General features: G+C 38.6%; 16 protein-coding genes. 4 read left to right on the forward strand and 12 right to left on the reverse strand.

Annotated features, from left to right (window positions below):
* Positions 1–336: 336 nt before the first annotated feature.
* The gene (locus MHH44_RS19770) at positions 337–1,821 is read right to left on the reverse strand and encodes a peptide MFS transporter (RefSeq protein WP_008405846.1); all 1,485 of its coding nucleotides are present in this window, start codon (positions 1,819–1,821) and stop codon (positions 337–339) included.
* Positions 1,822–2,137: 316 nt separating this feature from the next.
* Positions 2,138–3,418, reverse strand: coding sequence for a GTPase HflX (gene hflX, locus MHH44_RS19775; protein WP_008405847.1), 1,281 nt, complete (start codon positions 3,416–3,418; stop codon positions 2,138–2,140).
* 320 nt (positions 3,419–3,738) lie between these two features.
* On the opposite strand from hflX, the gene MHH44_RS19780 reads away from it, so the two are divergent.
* The 4 genes from MHH44_RS19780 (at position 3,739) to MHH44_RS19795 (ending at position 8,987) form a co-directional block, all read left to right on the forward strand.
* Positions 3,739–4,902: a class I SAM-dependent methyltransferase gene (locus MHH44_RS19780; RefSeq protein WP_065216128.1), complete on the forward strand. Its 1,164-nt coding sequence runs from the start codon at positions 3,739–3,741 to the stop codon at positions 4,900–4,902.
* A gap of 202 nt (positions 4,903–5,104) precedes the next feature.
* Positions 5,105–5,725, forward strand: a complete 621-nt coding sequence (locus tag MHH44_RS19785) for a DUF47 domain-containing protein (RefSeq protein ID WP_008405849.1) — start codon at positions 5,105–5,107, stop codon at positions 5,723–5,725.
* A 19-nt stretch (positions 5,726–5,744) separates the two neighbouring features.
* On the forward strand, positions 5,745–6,761 hold the full coding sequence (locus MHH44_RS19790; RefSeq protein WP_008405850.1) for an inorganic phosphate transporter: 1,017 nt from the start codon (positions 5,745–5,747) through the stop codon (positions 6,759–6,761).
* A gap of 108 nt (positions 6,762–6,869) precedes the next feature.
* Positions 6,870–8,987, forward strand: coding sequence for an MMPL family transporter (locus MHH44_RS19795; RefSeq protein ID WP_340799404.1), 2,118 nt, complete (start codon positions 6,870–6,872; stop codon positions 8,985–8,987).
* Positions 8,988–9,450: 463 nt separating this feature from the next.
* Here MHH44_RS19795 and MHH44_RS19800 read toward each other — a convergent pair whose 3' ends face one another.
* The 10 genes from MHH44_RS19800 to MHH44_RS19845 all read right to left on the reverse strand — a co-directional run bounded on the left by MHH44_RS19800 (position 9,451) and on the right by MHH44_RS19845 (position 19,304).
* Positions 9,451–9,675, reverse strand: coding sequence for a hypothetical protein (locus MHH44_RS19800; RefSeq protein WP_008405853.1), 225 nt, complete (start codon positions 9,673–9,675; stop codon positions 9,451–9,453).
* A 20-nt stretch (positions 9,676–9,695) separates the two neighbouring features.
* The gene (locus tag MHH44_RS19805; protein WP_008405855.1) at positions 9,696–10,160 is read right to left on the reverse strand and encodes a hypothetical protein; all 465 of its coding nucleotides are present in this window, start codon (positions 10,158–10,160) and stop codon (positions 9,696–9,698) included.
* Positions 10,161–10,275: 115 nt separating this feature from the next.
* Positions 10,276–11,364 carry an AI-2E family transporter gene (locus MHH44_RS19810; protein WP_008405857.1) on the reverse strand — a complete coding sequence of 363 codons (1,089 nt, stop codon included), beginning with the start codon at positions 11,362–11,364 and terminating at the stop codon, positions 10,276–10,278.
* 148 nt (positions 11,365–11,512) lie between these two features.
* Positions 11,513–13,216 (reverse strand): M3 family oligoendopeptidase, encoded by a 1,704-nt coding sequence (locus MHH44_RS19815; RefSeq protein WP_008405859.1) that lies wholly within the window; start codon positions 13,214–13,216, stop codon positions 11,513–11,515.
* 166 nt (positions 13,217–13,382) lie between these two features.
* A complete protein-coding gene (locus MHH44_RS19820; protein ID WP_340799405.1) occupies positions 13,383–15,131 on the reverse strand; it encodes a methyl-accepting chemotaxis protein in 1,749 nt (582 codons plus the stop codon).
* 199 nt (positions 15,132–15,330) lie between these two features.
* Positions 15,331–16,050, reverse strand: a complete 720-nt coding sequence (locus MHH44_RS19825; protein WP_008405861.1) for a YebC/PmpR family DNA-binding transcriptional regulator — start codon at positions 16,048–16,050, stop codon at positions 15,331–15,333.
* Between the two features lie 157 nt (positions 16,051–16,207).
* Positions 16,208–17,071 carry a KPN_02809 family neutral zinc metallopeptidase gene (ypfJ, locus tag MHH44_RS19830; RefSeq protein WP_008405863.1) on the reverse strand — a complete coding sequence of 288 codons (864 nt, stop codon included), beginning with the start codon at positions 17,069–17,071 and terminating at the stop codon, positions 16,208–16,210.
* Positions 17,072–17,234: 163 nt separating this feature from the next.
* Positions 17,235–17,693 (reverse strand): low molecular weight protein-tyrosine-phosphatase, encoded by a 459-nt coding sequence (locus MHH44_RS19835; protein ID WP_008405865.1) that lies wholly within the window; start codon positions 17,691–17,693, stop codon positions 17,235–17,237.
* A 54-nt stretch (positions 17,694–17,747) separates the two neighbouring features.
* Entirely contained in the window at positions 17,748–18,350 is a 603-nt protein-coding gene (locus MHH44_RS19840) for a lysophospholipid acyltransferase family protein (protein WP_008405867.1), read from the reverse strand.
* Between the two features lie 66 nt (positions 18,351–18,416).
* Positions 18,417–19,304, reverse strand: a complete 888-nt coding sequence (locus tag MHH44_RS19845) for an NAD-dependent epimerase/dehydratase family protein (protein WP_340799406.1) — start codon at positions 19,302–19,304, stop codon at positions 18,417–18,419.
* Between the last annotated feature and the right edge of the window lie 5 nt (positions 19,305–19,309).

The following is a 19,309-nucleotide window of genomic DNA, read 5'->3' on the forward strand; positions in this document are numbered from 1 at the left end:
TCCTCAATCATGCTATGTTACCATGATTTCTGAAAAAGATGTGTAACCATCGGGAATGTTCTACATATATCGGTTACCCGGTTATTTTCGACCAAATGTAGCGAATTTAACCCAAGCAGGTCTCTTTCGGCAAATGTTTTTGACAACTGCAGAAAGAAGTTAATGTGAAGAATCGATACTTCCTTACTCAAAGATTTCTTAGCGCTTTGATAAGTATCATCCCAATCCCATTATATACCACATACTACCTTTTTAAGTAGTTAACTTTTATTATTCCTTATTGACCAAAAGAAAAAACCTTTATTCGCAGAATTTCTGCAAATAAAGGTTTGATAATTACTTAATACCGCGCATTGCTTTAGAGATGATAGGCGAGATTAGGAGGATAATAACACCTAATACCACCGATAAACCACCTAATACACCAAAGTAAGTTGTTTCAGATACCATTCCATAAACTCGAACTAACTGTGCGTTAATTGCTTGTGCAGCAGCTGAAGCTAAGAACCATAACGCCATTGTTTGTCCTGCGAATGCAGCTGGAGCTAATTTCGTTGTAGCTGATAGACCAACCGGTGACAGCAATAGCTCACCTAATACTAACAGGAAGATTGAGAATACAACCCAAAGTGGATTTACTAACGTATCTTCCGGAGTTAAAACGATTGCTGCGATCATTACGAAGAATGAAATACCTGCAAAGAATAAAGATAAAGCAAATTTCTTCGGAGTTGATGGTCCGCGATCCGCTAATTTCGTCCACATAATCGCAAACATTGGCGCTAGAACAATGATGAATAACGGGTTAAATGACTGGAACCATGCAGCTGGAATTTCAAAGCCCCATAAATTTAAATTTGTACGTGTATCAATGAATGTTGCAATAACTGTTGAAGATTGTTCAGCAATTGCCCAGAACATTACCGCACAGATAAATAGTGGGATATAAGCTAATAGACGAGATTTTTCGTCTGCATTTGTTTTTGGACTACGATACATATAAATAATAAATAGCGTAGGAATCATTACACCTAAGAATGTAATTAACAATGAGAAGTTTTCAATGCTTGCGTTACCTGTTTGGTAAGCTACGAAACCTAAAATCACAATAATTAAACCACCGATTGTGAAGTTACGAGTCGTCGTTTTCTTCTCTTTATCAGAAAGTGGGTTTGGTGCTACAGAACCTGCTAAACCAAGGCTCTTTTGTGACATTAAGTAAACAACTAAACCGATGAACATACCTACCGCAGCAACACTGAATCCTGCGTGGAAGCCCCAGTTCTTTTGGAATAACCCAACTAATAACGGTGCCAGGAAGCCACCCATGTTGATACCCATATAGAAAATAGAGAATCCTGAATCACGACGTGCATCATTTTCCGCATACAAGTCACCAACTACCGATGAAACGTTTGGTTTTAATAAACCAGTACCAATAATAATAAAGAACATTGATAAGTATAAGGCTGTTACACCAAGCGGCAAGGCCAATAATATATGACCAATCATAATTAATATTCCGCCGTAGAATATCGCTTTACGCATACCAGTAATTCGGTCAGCGATCCACCCGCCAATAATACCTGACATGTAGATTAATGAACCGTAAATCGACATGATGATGTTTGCTTGCGTACGATCTAATCCTAATCCACCATCTTTAACTGCGTAATACATGTAGAATAGTAGAATGGCACGCATACCATAATATGAAAAACGTTCCCAAAACTCTGTAAAGAATAGTGTAAACAACCCTTTAGGTTGACCGACAAAACCAGTTTGAGGAACGGACTTCACGATTTCTTCTTTTGAATACATTTGAAATCCTCCCGATTAATAAATATTCTGACAATAAACTCTGTCGTCTGTTGTCTGACATTTGAAATAATATACTTGAACACTTTAGCCTAATAGTTGATTAAAATCAACAAATAATCAAAATGTTATAATTTTATGTTTTTTCTATATTTTCAGATAAATAAAACGGATCTTCACATCAAGATTTTTGTATTATAAATCAATTAATTCAGTAATGAAATTATTTTGACTTTTCCTTAGAAAAATAAATTTTCATTAATATAGAAAAAGACTAAAGTACAATGTGACTGCAATGTACTTTAGTCTTTTGTTTATATTATTGCTTAACAACATAAATTTCATACTTTTGATAATCCGCTTCTTTAAGTTCAAGCGTCAATAATGTACCCTCTTCTTCATACTCCGTTTCCAGAACGGTTGCCTGCTCATTTAAATAGGAAACAATTCCGCCCTGATTATATGGAATAAGCATTTGACACGTTATATAATTAGCAAAAATTTGCTGACGAATTAACTGAAGTAACTCCTCAAGTCCTACATCTTCCTTCGCAGAAAGCCAAATATTATCTCCGCTAACTAACGGATATTCTACATCAGCCAAATCGGATTTATTGTATACATATACAGTAGGAATATTTTCAACATCAATTGCTTTTAATGTCTCATTCGTTACATCCATCATAAATCGGTATTCCTCATTAGAAACATCGACAACATGCAGCAACAGGTCGGATTCTCGTGCTTCTTCCAATGTTGATCGGAAGGCTTTTACTAAATGATGTGGCAATTTACTAACAAAACCAACCGTATCAGTCAGTAAAAAGGATTTGTTATCTTCCAGGTCAATATTGCGGACCGAAGTTTCAAGTGTTGCGAACAACATATCTTTTTCAAACACTTGCTTTGTATCATCTTGCCCTGCCTTTGCAAGTAATTGGTTCATAATCGTGGACTTCCCTGCATTTGTATAACCTACAATTGATACGACAGGCACTGCATTTTTACGGCGTTGTTTACGCTGTGTTTCACGCTGCTCTTTAACTACTTCTAACTCTTTCTTGATTTTCGAAATCTGATCTTCAATTTTACGGCGGTCAAGTTCAAGTTTCGTTTCCCCTGCACCACGGTTTTTAAAGCCGCCGCCTGTTCCTCCCCCTTGACGGGATAATGATGCATGGAGCCCAACTAGGCGCGGGAGCATATACTGTAATTGAGCGAGCTCTACTTGTAATTGCGCTTCACGCGTTTTTGCACGGCGACTGAAAATATCTAAAATCAGCATTGTACGATCAATTACTTTACATTGTAAATCACGTTCTAAATTACGGATTTGCGATGGTGAGAGCTCATCATTAAAAATAACAATGTTGGCATCTGTTTCATCAAAGAACGCCTTAATTTCTTCAATCTTCCCTGTGCCTACATAATGTGAAGGTGTGACCCGTTCCAGATTTTGCGTCACCATACCGACAACTTCTACATCTAAGGCTTGTGCTAAATTCGCCAATTCTTCCATTGAATAATCGAAATGCTCATCCTTTTGTAAATTGACGCCAACTAATACACCGCGTTCAATCAATACTTCAACATCTTTCAAATTTTTGCCTCCTTGCTACCATCTATAGTTTTTTCCCATCGTAACATACAATTCAAAAGCCTGTACAATGACAGCATATAAGCGCATTATGATACTATAAGAACAATTATTTTTCTTCATTCATCACTCACCTTTCGCTGGTGAGTGATGAATGAAGAAAAGCCCCGGCAGATGTCACAGATTTTTTTAAGGAAAATGAAGTCAGCCTAAATACGTCACATCATGTGACAACGGCTGACTGACCCACATCCTGTGGGCCTCAAAAAATCTGGACGCAAATACGCCGAGGCGTAATTGATGAAAAAGAAAAGGCGGTTTTTATGGAATTTGAACAAATGAAAGTGCAGCTTCATGCACTCATTTCTAATAAAACACTACTTCAGGCAACAATTAGCCAACCACGTCAGAAGTCTAATGACCTAAAACGGGTCAAACTCAAGCCGGTAGAGATTCGCGGAGACTATATGATCCAGCTGGAATTTCAATATGAGCGCATTTTAAAACATGAAAATATTACAATTGAAGATTTATCTGTAAAGCTTGATGCTCTCTTTGAACAGTTTCGTCAAGTACATGCAGAGTTTCAGGAGCAGACAGTGCAAGTGCAACTCTCTAAGAAAAATAAGGTACTTTGGAAATCCGATCAAAATACAACAGTTAAACAGGTGAACTTATCCCATAATCGAAAAAAACAGTATTTATTGGATGATTCCCGTGTTCACCCGTTTTTAGTCCGCTTAGGGGTGCAGACAGAGGACGGAAAAATAAAGAAACAGAAATACGATAAGTTTAAACAAATCAATCGCTTTGTTGAGTTTATCGATGATTCATTAGCCCATTTGCCGAAAGACAGAACGATTCGCATCTTAGATTTCGGTTCAGGTAAATCTTATTTAACATTCGCTTTGTATCATTACTTAAAAATTGAAAAGGGTCTTGATATTCATGTCACAGGCCTGGACCTCAAAAAAGAAGTAATCGAAGAATGTAATCGGATTGCTGCTGATTTACAATATGAAGATTTACAGTTTTTAGTCGGGGATATTAATGACTTCAATGAAGAAACTGCTGTAGATATGGTCGTAACGCTTCATGCTTGTGATGTTGCGACAGATATGGCATTAGCCCGTGCAGTAAGGTGGGGCGCAAAAGTTATTTTAAGTGTTCCTTGTTGTCAGCATGAGCTGAACCGTCAGCTGCAGGTACCAGCACTATCAATTATGACACAGCATGGTTTAGTGAAGGAGCGCTTTGCAGCATTAGCTACCGATTCAATTCGCGCTGAACTTTTATCACTTGTCGGCTATGATACTCAATTACTGGAATTTATCGATATGGAAAATACACCAAAGAATATTTTAATACGTGCTTACCATACCGGAAAGAAGCCAACGAGTGAGCAGCGGTTAAAGTACGACGAATTTGTGCGCTTTTTAAATGCCAAGCCATTTCTAGAAAATGAGCTGCAAGATTTACTTCTATAGCAAAATAGTTTTCTCACTTTGTTTTATTTTTTCTATTTTGTGACTAAAATTGATTACTTATTCAACTTTTCCTTTTGTTACAGAATTGTAAAGATTGATAAGGTTAGAGTAAAATTTGTATAGATTTTTTTAAGTTTTTGTTATGATAATTGAGGTTAATTTTTAAAATTATTTTAATTATATATATTCAGGAGGCAATTCCATGTTTAGTTCAAAGAAGCAAGATCCGTTTTTCTCAGCCTTATTGAAAATTGCTGAAAATATGCGTGAAGGTATCCATTATGCAAATGATTTCCGCATTGAAACGGTTGCAGACTTAAAGGAAATCAGCATTCGTATGAAACAATACGAAACAGCGGGTGATAAATTAATTCATGAATTAATCGTCATGCTTAATAAATCATTTATGACACCAATTGAGCGTGAAGATATTTTATCATTAGCGATTCGTATGGATGATGTGTTGGATGGCGCAGAAGGTACGATTGCACATTTCGAAATGTTTTCATTAACAGAAATCGATGAATCAATGCGTGATTTCCTAGCATATATCGCCAAATCTACTGATGAAATCGTTAAAGCGATGGAACTTTTAAACAAAAAAGATCTTGTTGGAATGCGCCAGCACGCCATTTTAATTAAAGATTATGAGCGTGAATGTGATGAAGTATTACGTTCTTCTATTAAAAAACTATTTTTAAACGAAAAAGATCCTATTCGTCTAATTAAATTCAAAGATATTTATGAGCAGCTAGAAGAAATTGCCGACTACTGTCAAACAGTTGCTAATACAATCGAAACAATCATTATGCGTAATGCGTAATAAATGAGGAGTCCTTTTAATGAATACACTACTTATCATTACCGTCCTAGTAGTCTTTTTTGCACTTGCATTTGACTTCATTAATGGTTTTCATGATACTGCAAATGCGATTGCAACATCCGTTTCAACACGTGCGCTACCTCCTCGAGTAGCGGTAATCATGGCAGCATTTATGAATTTCTTGGGTGCCATTACATTCGTAGGTGTTGCAAAGGCGATTGCGTCAGATATTGTTGACCCGTTTGCATTATCTACACCTGATGCACCATTAATCGGTTCTGTTGTTATTTTGGCCGCTCTATTATCGGCGATTACCTGGAACTTAGTCACTTGGTATTTTGGAATTCCATCAAGTTCTTCTCATACATTGATTGGTTCGATTGCAGGTGCTGCCATTGCAGCATCTGGAGTCGGGGTTTTAAACTATAGCGGATTCACAAAAATTATTATTGCTTTATTAGCATCACCAATCATTGCGATTTGTGCCGGTTATTTAATGATGACAATAATGAAATTTATTTTTAAGAATATGAATCTTTATAAAACAAATAAAGGCTTCCGTATTATGCAAATTTTCACTGCAGCCATTCAATCATTTACCCACGGGACAAACGATGCTCAAAAGGCAATGGGTATTATTACGATGGCACTGATTGCAGCGAATTGGCAAACAACGGATGATGTACAAGGCTGGGTACGTTTTGCCTGTGCTTTAGCAATGGGTCTTGGTACATCGATCGGTGGCTATAAAATCATTAAAACAGTTGGCGGTAAAATCATGAAAATCCGTCCTGTAAACGGTGCCGCTGCGGACATTGCTTCTGCATCCATCATTTTCGGTGCGACATTAATTCACTTGCCTGTATCAACAACACATGTTATTTCATCTGCAATTATGGGTGTTGGTTCAGCACAAAATGTAAAAGGCGTAAACTGGGGTATGGCTCGTAAAATTGTCACAACTTGGATTATTACAATGCCTATTTCTGCTGTGATGGCAGCAATTATCTATACAGTATTAAATCTATTCTTTTAAAAAAGAGGGCAGGTATGTTTCGAAATTTTTTTCGGACAAACCTCCCTCTTTTCTTTTTTTCTATCAATCCATTACACTGTATTTATGGAAAAAGAAAGGCGGTAATTTATGAAACAGTTTGCAGCATTCATTACAAAATTCGCAAAACCGATTGTTCTACTATGGTCTGCACTTTTAATTGTTCTTGCAATTTTTGCGCTTCAACTCCCTTCTAAACTGCAAGGGGATGGTTTTTTCTACGACGGCGACCACTCGTATGTAACGAACGAGCTATCGGATACATTCAACTTACCTGCAAAAACGATTTTTGTACTTTTTGAAAATAAATCGGATGAGGAAATTTCATCAGCACTTGAAAGTTTAGAAACAATCGAAGAAATTCAATCCATTACATCTCCTGTAGGTGTTGAAGAATTAAACAAAGAAGGATATGCCTATGGAATGCTGGAGTTCGATAATACGGTGGATGATTACTTCCCTATTATTGATGAGCTGCGTGAAAAGCTTGGCGATATTAACGGTATCTCCATTACAGGAGAACCGGTTATTTCAAAGGATATTAATGTTGCGAGTCAAAATGATTTAATTAAAGCTGAAACGATTGGCCTTCCAATCGCCTTAATCGTTTTATTGTTAGCATTCGGTACGATCGTAGCTTCTTTACTGCCGATATTAGTCGGCGGTGCTACGGTTGTCATCACACTTGGTCTATTGACTCTATTAGGAGATAGTGTGAACTTATCGATTTTCGTGTTAAATATTGTCCCAATGCTCGGGTTAGCCTTAAGTATTGATTTTGCATTGCTGCTTATTAACCGATACCGTGAAGAACGCAATACACAATCGGTTGAGCAGTCTGTTCAAATTGCTATCCAAACAGCCGGACGCTCAATTATCTTTTCAGCGCTTTGTGTCATGATCGGTCTTGGCGCAATGATTGTCATAGATGTTGAAATATTCATGAACATCGCGCTTGGCGGGTCAATTGTTGTGTTGCTCGCTGTATTAACAGGTATTACACTTTTACCGGCAGCATTGACGATTTTAGGCGACCGTTTAAATAAAGGCCGTGTTTTCCGTATAAAACCAACTGCCTCTCGTTGGCAGAAGTTCGCCGCCTTTGTCATGAAACGTCCTGTCACAATTATCGTTGTGGCTATCATCTTGCTATGTGTTGCAATGGTGCCGATTAAGGATATCGAGTTAACTATTCCTTCTACGGAATCACTGCCGGAATCCTATGAGTCACGCCAAACGTTCGATACACTCGATGAACAATTCGGTCTCGGTGATAATACACCAGTATTCCTTCTGGCAGAAAATGATGAAGCCGGTGCTTGGGATACGACAGAAGGCCGCGAGAAAATACTCGATATCCAGCAGCAGTTGTTGGATGATCCGCTTGTTGATCGTATAACGTCAATGTTTACTGTGGCCAATATCGATTCTGTTGAAATGTGGGAAATGGCGAACAGCAACCCGCAAGCACCAGGTGCACTGGATGAAGTGGCGAAAAACTTTATTCAGGAAGATAAAATGTATATGGTCGCTTATTTAAATACAGAAGGTTCTTCATTCGAAGCACAGGATTTTGTACGCGACTGGAGTGAAAAGGACTTAGGTGTCGATTTCGCCTTATCCGGTCAAGCAAAGTTCAATCAGGAAATCTTTGATGAGATTTCGAGCAAGGTACTCATTGCCATTGCGATCATCATTGTATCAACCTTCTTTATTTTAATGATTGCGTTCCGTTCGATTTTAATTCCGTTGAAGGCGATCTTAATGAACATCCTTGGCTTAGGAGCGACATTCGGAATTCTCGTCTACATTTTCCAGTATGGCCATTTCGGTTTGGAAGCGACGACGATTGTACTGATTATTCCGGTGTTGACCTTCTGCTTAGTGTTCGGCTTAAGTATGGACTATGAAGTATTTTTAATTTCCCGTATTCAGGAGGAATATTTAAAAGGGGCAACAAATACGAAGGCAACGGTCGATGGACTTGTCTCGACGAGTAAAATTATTACATCAGCAGCGCTCATTATGATTGTTATTACCGGTGCATTCGCATTTACGGATGTCATGCCCGTGAAGCAAATCGGTGTCGGTATTGCGATCGCGATTGCCATTGATGCAACAATCATCCGCCTGATGCTCGTCCCAAGTTTCATGAAGTTGTTTGGTGACTGGAACTGGTGGCTGCCGTTTAGAAAGAATACTAGATAACGTTGAATAAATAGTCGTCCGGCCTTTTGTAAAGGGATCGGGCGGCTGTTTTATTTCGGTCAGGATTTTATTAGAACAATTGTCGGGGATATTAGAAGACGCAGTGAGGTTATTAGAACATCTGTAGTTTTTATTTGAAAACCGGGTGAAACGGGTGACTCTCCTTTCAATTAGAGGGGGTGCCGGGTGACCAATCTTGCGTTTATTAGAACTTCTCGTGCCGATATTGGAACAACTTGACGGGATATTAGCACTACCATCCCCTATATTAGAAAATCTCGAACACTTATTAGCACATTGAGCTTGTATATTAGAAAATGAGACTTTTATTAGAACTTTTTAAAATATATTAGACAATTCCACCTGTTTATTAGAAAATCATCCACCCCACACTCCCCAAAATAAAAAAATCCCCTTCATCACTATAACGATGAAGGGGATTTTAGAAATCAAAGCGACCAACCTAGCCTATATACAGTTGTTCCTCAAACGGCAGCACAACTGCATATGCTTCGCTCGACTCTTCGCTTTTGTTTAACTCGATCTGTTTCGGGTCTTTAGGTTCCCACAACATATAAAATGCTTGAATTACAATGACAATAACAACGGATGCTACTAAAATTGTACCGACGATAATCTTGACCATTTTATTTCCGGACATTTCTTTCGATGAATTCTGTTGTGCCATTCTTCAATTCCCTCACTTATCTATTTTGAAAGTCGGAAACCTTCCTCACGTAAATAAGCGATAGCATCTTCACGCGTACCGAAAGATTCCTCTAAATTTCCTTGATGATAAATATTCCAAGAACGATCATTAAACTCCAGCTCTAGTTTCGTTCCTTCACGCGATGTCCACGTCTCGACAATCGGTAAAATCTCTTCTTCTTCCTCAGATAAATAGTTGATTGAGTCGCGCACTATTTCACGTAACGCTTCCTCGCTGTAGTCACGAATATTGACTAGTCCGTTGTCGCCCGCTTCTTTTTCATATTTCAATAAGTCGCCGACGAAAACAAAGCCATTGCCGTTTGGATGCAACTTTTCTACAACAATCGATTTTTCGTAAAGGCTTCCTTCAAAATGATAATTCACACGTTTTAATGAAATTTCCTTTTTAGTCAACTGAGGAAATGATTCGATAATTTCTTGTTTTTGTTCAAATGTTAGCATTGTCTGCTCCTTTTAAATGTCTTTTCAATTATTAAGTATACCGTGTCCGGCGAAAATTAAAAAGCGAAGCATATGCTTATCACATATGCTCCGCAACTTAGCCATATAAACTAGGTTATACCGTCTTATTGGCAGTCTCCTTAATCTGTTTGCGTTCTTCATAAATATTTTGAACGATTACTTTAATGACGCAGTACGTAGGGATCGCAATCAGAATTCCGATAAACCCGGCAATATTACCTGCTGCCAATACGATTGAAATGACGGTCAACGGGTGTATATCCAAAGATCGTCCCATAACATTTGGTGTGATTAAGTTACTTTCTACTTGCTGTGCAACAAGCGTAATAACACCAACCCAAATAACGGAAATCGGATCATAAATCAATGCTACAATCACTGCCGGTACAAGTGAAATCCACGGACCGATAAATGGAATCATATTCATGAAAAATGCAAATAAAGCAAGTAATAATGAATATTCCAAACCAATGATTAAATAACCAATGTACATCATGATTGCGAGTAAAAAGCTTACCAATACTTGTCCTTGTACATAGCTTCTTAATACTTTATCAATGTCTTCTAATGTTTTTTTCACCCATGTACGGCGTTCCCCGGAAAATATACCATAAATTTGAGGAGCGAATTTTTCATGGTCTTTCAACATAAAAATAAAGAAAAATGGAGCTAATACTAATGTTAATGTGACGGTTACCGCCCCACTTAAGAAAGAAACAAGATATTTACTACTTGTGACAGCAATGTCTTGTATCGAATTGGTTACAGATGCTATAAACTCTTCTACTTGCGGAGGTAACATCGGAATATTTTCCTTATTATCTAAAATAAAATCAGCTGCTTCTTCAATATCCTTCGCGATCGTCGGTGCATTTTCAACAAGTCTGTTTACTTGGTTTGCAATTGGAGTGCCAACCAAAATCAAAAAACTTGCGAATAAACCCGCTATTATAAGAACAATCGTTATTAAACTACCCCATCTCGGCATACCCCGTTTTTCCAATATACGCTGCAATGGCTCTGAAATATAATAGAGCACCCCTCCGAGTAATAACGGTACAAGGATTGTTGTAAAAATAATGATAATCGGATTAAATATCGAATGAATTTCAATAAAGTATTTAATAATTAATAATGTTAATAAAATACCTACGCCAACTTGGAACCACAGTTTTCTTGTCATCGGCTCACTCTCTTTCCCAAACTTTCTTTTACTTTATATTTTTACTATAACTATGTACGTTTTAGCATGCCATAAAGGTTCATAAAATACAAAAAATAAAAAAGGTTTCTTCCGCAAAGGAGTCTTTGCGGAACAAACCTCTTAACTTTTATAGCTTTTTATCGTCAATTGAATTTAAATAGTCTTCGATTGTGCCTACAACCGACTCCACACAGCCTTCGTCAAATGGCGAGATTAAGCCCGCTTCTTCAACAAGTTTTGTGAAAGCAAATGACCCGCCTAGACTGCATAAATGCAGATAGTCTTTCCAAGCACCATCAAAGTCTTCGCGTGAACGTTTCCAAAACTGGAATGCACAAATTTGCGCTAACGTGTAGTCAATATAATAGAATGGGCTTGAATAAATATGACCTTGTCGTTGCCAAAAAGCTCCGGATTCCAAGTAGTCATGTCCATCATAATCGCGATGCGGTAAATATTTCGCCTCGATTTCTTTCCATGCAGCATTGCGCTCTGCTGGTGTCATTTGTGGATTTTCATACACGACATGCTGGAATTCATCTACTGCTACACCGTATGGTAAGAATAGTAACCCGCTGCTTAAATGCGAGAATTTATACTTATCTGTTTGGTGCTTGAAGAATAGCTCCATCCAAGGCCATGTAAAGAATTCCATACTCATAGAATGAATTTCTGCTGATTCATATGTCGGCCATAAGTATTCCGGAATTCCAATATTTCGGCTTGAATACACTTGGAATGCATGTCCTGCCTCATGTGTCAGTACATCAATATCTCCGGATGTGCCGTTAAAGTTCGAGAAGATGTACGGTGATTCGTAGTCTTCGATAAACGTACAGTATCCGCCGCTTTCCTTACCTTTTTTCGCAACTAAATCCATCAGGTCATGCTCGATCATATAGTTGAAGAACTCGCCTGTTTCCTTAGATAGTTCTTCGTACATTTTTTTACCGTTATCGATAATCCATTGCGGGTCACCTTGAGGTACGGCATTTCCTGTTAAGAATGTTAAGCCTTCATCATAGAATTTAAAGTCTTCCACACCGATGCGTTCTGCTTGGCGCTCATACAGTTTTGTTGCAAGCGGTACGATACTTTCACGCACTTGCTCGCGGAATTTGGCAACCATCTCTGCATTGTAGTCAACACGGTTCATATTGACATAGCCAAGTTCTACATAGTTTTTGAAGCCTAATTTTGTCGCAATTTCATGGCGAAGCTTCACTAAATCATCATAAATCTGATCGAACTTTTCTTTGTTTGAAGCATAGAAATCTGCACTCGCTTCACGTGCCGCTTTACGTACTTCACGTTCTGTCGATTCTGCATATGGTCCCAGCTGTGCCAGCGTCAATGTTTTGCCGTCAAACTCAATCTGAGCAGAAGCAACTAGCTTGCTGTATTCAGAAGTTAATCTGTTTTCCTTTTGCATAAGCTCGATTACTGCAGGCGAGAAACCTTTTAATAAGTTTTCAGCTAATGCAAATAGTTGCGTACCCCATTTTTCTTCCAGTTGTGCACGGAATGGCGACTTCACGAGTTCCGTATAGTAATTAAATACAAGCTCATCTGCCATTGGACTTACTTCATCAAAATAGTCACGCTCTTTTTGGTAATATTCATCATTCGTATCGATTGATGCACGTACATAGACGATATTGGCCATTGTAGAAAATGTGTTGCGAATCGCATTTAATTTTTCGATGACCTCGCTTTGTTCATCTACTGTAGTTGCAGCTTTAAACTCTTCTAATAATGCTGCTGTCTGTTCTTTCATTTGTTCTAGATCCGGACGTTTATAATCAAAGTCTTTAAATGTTACCAAACTCATTCACCCCATCTGTTCACTTCATTCGGAATTCGAAATTCCCTCTTTTATTATTTATGATTATGGCAAAAATTGCAATTATTTTCAGAATATTTATCCAGCTTTATTTTAGGTTAATAGACATAAAAATAAGCAGCCGAGAAAAGGTCTCTGCTGCTTATTCCGGTTTTTATATCTTGAACTTATTCATTTCCAATACGACTTGTTGTGAATGGCTATCCAATTCTTCAACCGCTTTTGTTAGATCATCGACTACGAGAGTTTGTTCATCTGAAGCAAGTGCCAAATGTTTGGCGTAGTCTGATGTATCGTTTACTAAGCGACTCATCTCCTCAGTTGAAGCTAGAATTTGCTCTGCACCAGCAGACATTTGCTCGACAACTGCTGAATCATCCTGAATTCGGTTGTTGACATTCAATACGGAATTCAAAATTTGGTTTAAACGCTGACCAATTTCACCTACTGCCATCGTTCCTTCTTTAACATCTGTAGTTGTCAGATCAATCTCAACTAGTAAACGATCCGTTATATGCGAGAAGTTTTGCAGATGATCTGAAATCTCCTCCGCTGATGATCTGGACATTTCCGCCAGTTTCTTTACTTCATCTGCTACAACGGCAAAACCTTTTCCGGCTTCCCCGGCACGCGCCGCTTCAATTGCAGCATTAAGCGCAAGTAAATTTGTCTGATCCGAAATATTCGTAATGACGGTCACCATTTCTTTAATGGAATGGAAGTTTTGCCCCATTTCCCTCACTAGCTTAGCCGTATTTTCTACCGATTTTTCTACCCCTTGAATCTGGTCAACTACCTTTCCGGAACTTTGTGCGCCATCTTCAACAAGGCTCGTCATATCGGAAGAAACTTCAGCAATCTCATTAAATGTATCGGCCAGTTTCTGAATGCCGATTGCCATTTCATTCATCGCAGCATTTACTTCATTATTGCTTACTTGCTGTAATGTCCCGCTGTGTGAAATCGTGGCGATATTTTCTACCATTTTTTCATTTGATGTGTTCACACGTTCTGTAGATGTTTCGATTAAATCGACTACTTCTCCCAGCCCATCTGTACGTTCCTTTAATACTTGGAATGTTGCAGATAACTCGACTAGTGAACTTTGGAAATTTTTAGCGAACGCTGTAACTTCATTATTCGTTTTAAAACTCAGCTTGTCCAACGTAGCCTGTGATTCAACAATATCACCTGAAGCTAGATTTTCTGCTGCCTTATTTAATGTTTGTAGTGGGGATAATGCCCGACGGATATAGGTATAAATCCCGATTAAAGCTACGATAAATATAATAATGAAAATAAGCGCTATAAGTGGGACAATCTCTTTTGCTACATTCTCTGTTAAAGAACTGATATACGAAGCATCGATATCAACACCTAAATAGGCAATCGTTTCTCCTGCATCATTTTTAATCGGAACAATGCCGGTAATATATTCACCGAAATCGCTGCTTAAAAGGTCTGATGCATATTGGCCGTCTTCGATAACGAGCTCAATATGCTCGTACTTTGTAGAACCTGATGGGTCACCCAGTTTCCCGGCGTTTTCAGTATCATCTGCCGGCATGCCATCAACTAAAAAGGAAATCTCCCCATTTTCTTCTGGTACAAAATAGGTGTAGGCATACATGACACCATTGTATTCACGTAATTCATTTAACTGTTCACGTAATTCCCAATAGGTTGCATTTTCACTTGGTTTTTCAATAAGCTGCTCATACTTTTGTACATCTATGTATTTTACGATATTGCTAGCTACTTCAATCGTACGTTCTTTTACGGATGATTGAACTGAACGCGCTGAGTTATATTGAAGCATAATGACGGTTAATAGCAAAATAACGGCGAAAATACTGCCGATCATCAGTATTATTCTACTACCTAATTTGTCCATTCTTTTCATAGCCTATTCTATCTCCTAGTATAATATTTAATTGTTTAATTTATTTTGAATTAAAGATTATTTAAATGCAACTTCTTTTCGTGAATCCTTTATATTATTAATGAATAATAAGTAAATAGAACTACCCATTTCCCGTTAGTTTCCAAAAGTAAATGAAGACAGAAAAAAAGCCCAAAGAATCATCTTTGGACTTAGATTTTTATTCGCCTAAATCAGCATTGTGGTAAACGCGTTGCACGTCTTCCAAATCTTCCAATGCATCAATCATTTTTTCAAACTTCACTAAATCATCACCAGTTAAAGCCACATCCGTCATTGGCAGCATCGTTAACTCTGCTACAGTAAAGTCTTCGATGCCCGCTCCTTTAAATGCTTCTTGCGTTGCATGGAACTGTTCCGGCTCAACATATACGATAATTGTGCCTTCTTCATCCATAATGTCACGCATATCTAAATCAGCTTCCATTAAAATTTCAAGAATTTCATCTTCTGATTTACCTTCAATTCCGAATACAGCTGTATTTTGGAACATATGCGCCGCTGAACCAGATACGCCCATATTACCGCCATTTTTACCGAATGCTGCACGTACTTCAGAAGCTGTACGGTTTACGTTGTTTGTTAATGCATCAACGATTACCATTGTACCTGCTACCCCAAAACCTTCGTAGCGTAATTCATCAAATTGCTCATCTCCGCCACCTTTTGCTTTGTCGATTGCTTTTTCAATAATATGTTTTGGTACAGAATACGTTTTTGCACGTTCCAAAACCGTTTTCAGTGCACGGTTTGATTCCGGATTTGGTTCACCTGATTTTGCTGCTACATAAATTTCACGACCGAATTTAGCATAAATACGACTATTTGCTGCGTCTTTCCCAGCCTTTTTATCTTTAATGTTATTCCATTTACGACCCATTTTATTCACTCTCTTTCATACTCTATTAGTAACGTTATTTAAAAACGAAAAAATATATTTAACTTATTTATTATACATAAACTTGAAATAATTTTAAATTACTCTGCATAAAAAAATTAAAAACCTATAGCACCATTTGGCATGCTATAGGTTTCGTTTATAATTTTGATGCCTCTAAGCTAAATGTATCGCCGCCTTGAAGTGTCCCGGCATTATATCCTTTTTTGAACCAGCGCATCCGTTGCTCGCTTGTACCATGTGTAAAGCTTTCCGGTACGACATATCCTTGCGCTTCCATCTGTAGTGTATCATCGCCAATGGCATTTGCTGCCGTTAATGCCTCCTCAAAATCGCCTTCTTCCAAATAGCCCTTGTCTTGGACATGATGTGCCCATACACCCGAGTAATAGTCAGCCTGAAGTTCCAAACGTTTCACTGCTTCATTGTACTTGGCTTGTGATACTTTTCCGTTTAACGCATGTACCTGTTCGGATGTGCCCAATAATGTTTGGACATGGTGCCCGACTTCATGCGCGACTACATAAGCCATCGCAAAATCACCCGGTGCATCAAACCGGTTTTTTAATTCTTTATAAAAACTTAAATCAATATACAGCTTATAATCTGCGGGACAATAAAATGGCCCGACCGCAGCACTTTGCATTCCGCATCCGGAGCTTACACTATCCGTAAACAATACGAGCGTCGGATTTTTGTAAGTTAATCCATTGTCAGCAAACAATTGTTGCCATATATCCTCTGTATCCGCAAGTACTACCGAAACGAACTCCGCCAGTTCCTCTTCTTCAGCGGTCGGTTCATAGTTTTCAGAAGTTGCACCGTTTTGCGTAATGCTCTTTGATACTTCCGAAACAACATCCCCTGCATCTCCGCCATTGAGCAATGTGAAAATAATGGCAATAATTATCCCGACGCCGCCAAGACCTCCACCGATTTTCCCGGCACTCATCCCACGGCGGTCCTCCACATTACTGCTTTTCCGTCTTCCTTTTACATCCATAGTGTTCCCCTCCACCTAAAACAGGCATTCTTTGCCCTATAATTACCCTATTTACGATTTCATATAACTTCTAATTTTAATTTGTAAAACAAAAGAAATCGAAGTAGTTTTCAATTCCACTTCGATTTCTTTCTAAACTTCGCCTAATACAAAAATAACTACCTTATAAATCGGCTTCGATCTTTTTCAACAATGCCTCGCAGCCTTCTACACATAGATCGTACGTTTCCTGGAAATCCCCTGTATACCATGGATCCGGAACATCTTTTTTATGTGTCGTCAGATCAAGGAAGCGGAACACTTTTGCATCAGCTTCAGCACGCAGCATTTCGATTGTATTTTTCACGTTGCTTTCATCCATACATACAATATAGTCAAAGCTGTCTAAATCGGAAGTGCATAACTGTCTTGCAAGCATACCGGTTGTCATAATTCCGTATTCCTGTAATTTTGCCGTCGTTCCTTTATGTGGCGGTTCTCCAATATGGTAATTGCTCGTGCCGGCTGAGTCGACTGTAATTTTATCCGTCAAACCACGTTTAGCGATTAAATCACGCATAACAGCTTCCGCCATCGGAGAACGGCAAATATTGCCCAAACATACGAATAGTACTTGCTTCATCTCTTTTCCACCCCTAATCAAAGAAGCCGCACGAAAGATTCCGCGCAGCTCCTGTTATTTTACTTCCGGGTGCATTTCCTTCAAATGTGCTGTCAATCGGTTCAGCTCATCTTCCAAAAATTGAACAGATTGTTCACGGCCTTCTTTTCCTGCCCCAACTGTAAATGGCTTCCCGTAAATTAAATAGCCTTTTTGGCGTTTGAATACACCTTTTGCATTTTTCGGACCGATATATGCAGCCGGCAAGATTTCAGTCTTCGCCAACTGGGCAATTGTCACTGCGCCGGCTTTTAGTTCCGAGTTTTCCGAACTTCTCGTTCCACTCGGGAAGATTCCGACTACTTTTCCTTCTTTAATAAGCTGTCGCGGGATTTTAATAACACTTGGTCCCGGATTATCGCGATCTACCGGGAATGCGTTCAATCTCGTAATGAGCCAACCTAATCCTTTGACATCAAATAATTGTTTCTTAGCCATAAAATGTACTTCTTTAGGCAGCATAGATATTCCTAGATTCAAAATATCGATATAGCCATTATGTGTACAGGCAACGACAAAGCCGCCTTCTTTCGGTATATTTTCTTTCCCGTATACCTTAGCCTTTGACCCGTTAACCCCTAAAATTCCATACACAACTCTTGCAATAAATTTATACACGTTTCATTCCTACCTTATCGTTAATCTCACTTTATTTTAATTGAAAGTAATACCATCATTCAATCACTACTGTTTTGCCGTCGTTCCCGCAATTTGCTCGATTAATGGAGGCAGCCAATCCTCAAGCTGACTAAACGAAAATCCTAATTGCTCCGCCTTGTCATTTTTCATATACCATGTTGCAGGTATGGCATATGGTGAACGGATTTCCTCTGTCCCAAGTAATGCTATTTTAGCGCGCTCCCCTGTCTTTTCTTCAATAAGAGAAATAAGGTCTTTTAACGAAATAACCCCATTTGCTATCGCATTAATTGGACCTTCCACATCTTCATTACCTGCCCACTGTAAAAATCGAGCGGCTTCTGTTGCCTGAATGAAGGACATTTCCGCATCCATGTTTAAAAATCCAATCGGTTCCTTATTAATAATGCGCTCAATATGGAAATGCAAACGGCGCGTATAATCATCTTCTCCCATGACAATCGGGAAACGGACCGCGACTACAGGGAACTCCGCATATTTATAAAATACCGCCTCTGCCAGACGTTTGCCTTCACCATACGTAAATTCATGTGTGTCTCCCATGATGATGCCATATGAAGTCGGATCAAAATCTTCTTCCGAATGCGGCTTTCCATCAGCCTCATATACAGCTAATGTAGAGGTGAAGACGAGCTTGCCGATTTTACCATTGAACAGATCGCATAGCTGTTTTGCCTCATTTGGCGAATAGCAAATATTATCATATACAATATCAAATATACGATTTTCCAATGCCTTCCCAAAAGCCTTCGTATCTTTACGATCCACTTTAATATGCTCCACTGCATCGCCAAAGGGATTTTCCGACATACCGCGTGTGACAATTGTTACTTCATGCTTTTGCTCCAATAAAAGCTCAACTAATTTACGGCCAAAAAATCGTGTCCCGCCTAATACTAAGATTTTCTTCATATACG

This window comes from Solibacillus sp. FSL K6-1126 (assembly GCF_038003445.1).
In the GTDB taxonomy this organism is placed as follows: Bacteria; Bacillota; Bacilli; order Bacillales_A; family Planococcaceae; genus Solibacillus; species Solibacillus silvestris.

Coding starts and splice junctions, on each gene's coding strand:
- MHH44_RS19820 (WP_340799405.1), bottom strand. CDS start 15,131: ATGAAAAGAATGGACAAATTAGGTAGTAGAATAATACTGATGATCGGC.
- MHH44_RS19785 (WP_008405849.1), top strand. CDS start 5,105: ATGTTTAGTTCAAAGAAGCAAGATCCGTTTTTCTCAGCCTTATTGAAA.
- MHH44_RS19825 (WP_008405861.1), bottom strand. CDS start 16,050: ATGGGTCGTAAATGGAATAACATTAAAGATAAAAAGGCTGGGAAAGAC.
- MHH44_RS19800 (WP_008405853.1), bottom strand. CDS start 9,675: ATGGCACAACAGAATTCATCGAAAGAAATGTCCGGAAATAAAATGGTC.
- MHH44_RS19780 (WP_065216128.1), top strand. CDS start 3,739: ATGGAATTTGAACAAATGAAAGTGCAGCTTCATGCACTCATTTCTAAT.
- MHH44_RS19815 (WP_008405859.1), bottom strand. CDS start 13,216: ATGAGTTTGGTAACATTTAAAGACTTTGATTATAAACGTCCGGATCTA.
- MHH44_RS19810 (WP_008405857.1), bottom strand. CDS start 11,364: ATGACAAGAAAACTGTGGTTCCAAGTTGGCGTAGGTATTTTATTAACA.
- ypfJ (WP_008405863.1), bottom strand. CDS start 17,071: ATGGATGTAAAAGGAAGACGGAAAAGCAGTAATGTGGAGGACCGCCGT.
- MHH44_RS19835 (WP_008405865.1), bottom strand. CDS start 17,693: ATGAAGCAAGTACTATTCGTATGTTTGGGCAATATTTGCCGTTCTCCG.
- MHH44_RS19805 (WP_008405855.1), bottom strand. CDS start 10,160: ATGCTAACATTTGAACAAAAACAAGAAATTATCGAATCATTTCCTCAG.
- MHH44_RS19795 (WP_340799404.1), top strand. CDS start 6,870: ATGAAACAGTTTGCAGCATTCATTACAAAATTCGCAAAACCGATTGTT.
- MHH44_RS19790 (WP_008405850.1), top strand. CDS start 5,745: ATGAATACACTACTTATCATTACCGTCCTAGTAGTCTTTTTTGCACTT.
- MHH44_RS19770 (WP_008405846.1), bottom strand. CDS start 1,821: ATGTATTCAAAAGAAGAAATCGTGAAGTCCGTTCCTCAAACTGGTTTT.
- MHH44_RS19845 (WP_340799406.1), bottom strand. CDS start 19,304: ATGAAGAAAATCTTAGTATTAGGCGGGACACGATTTTTTGGCCGTAAA.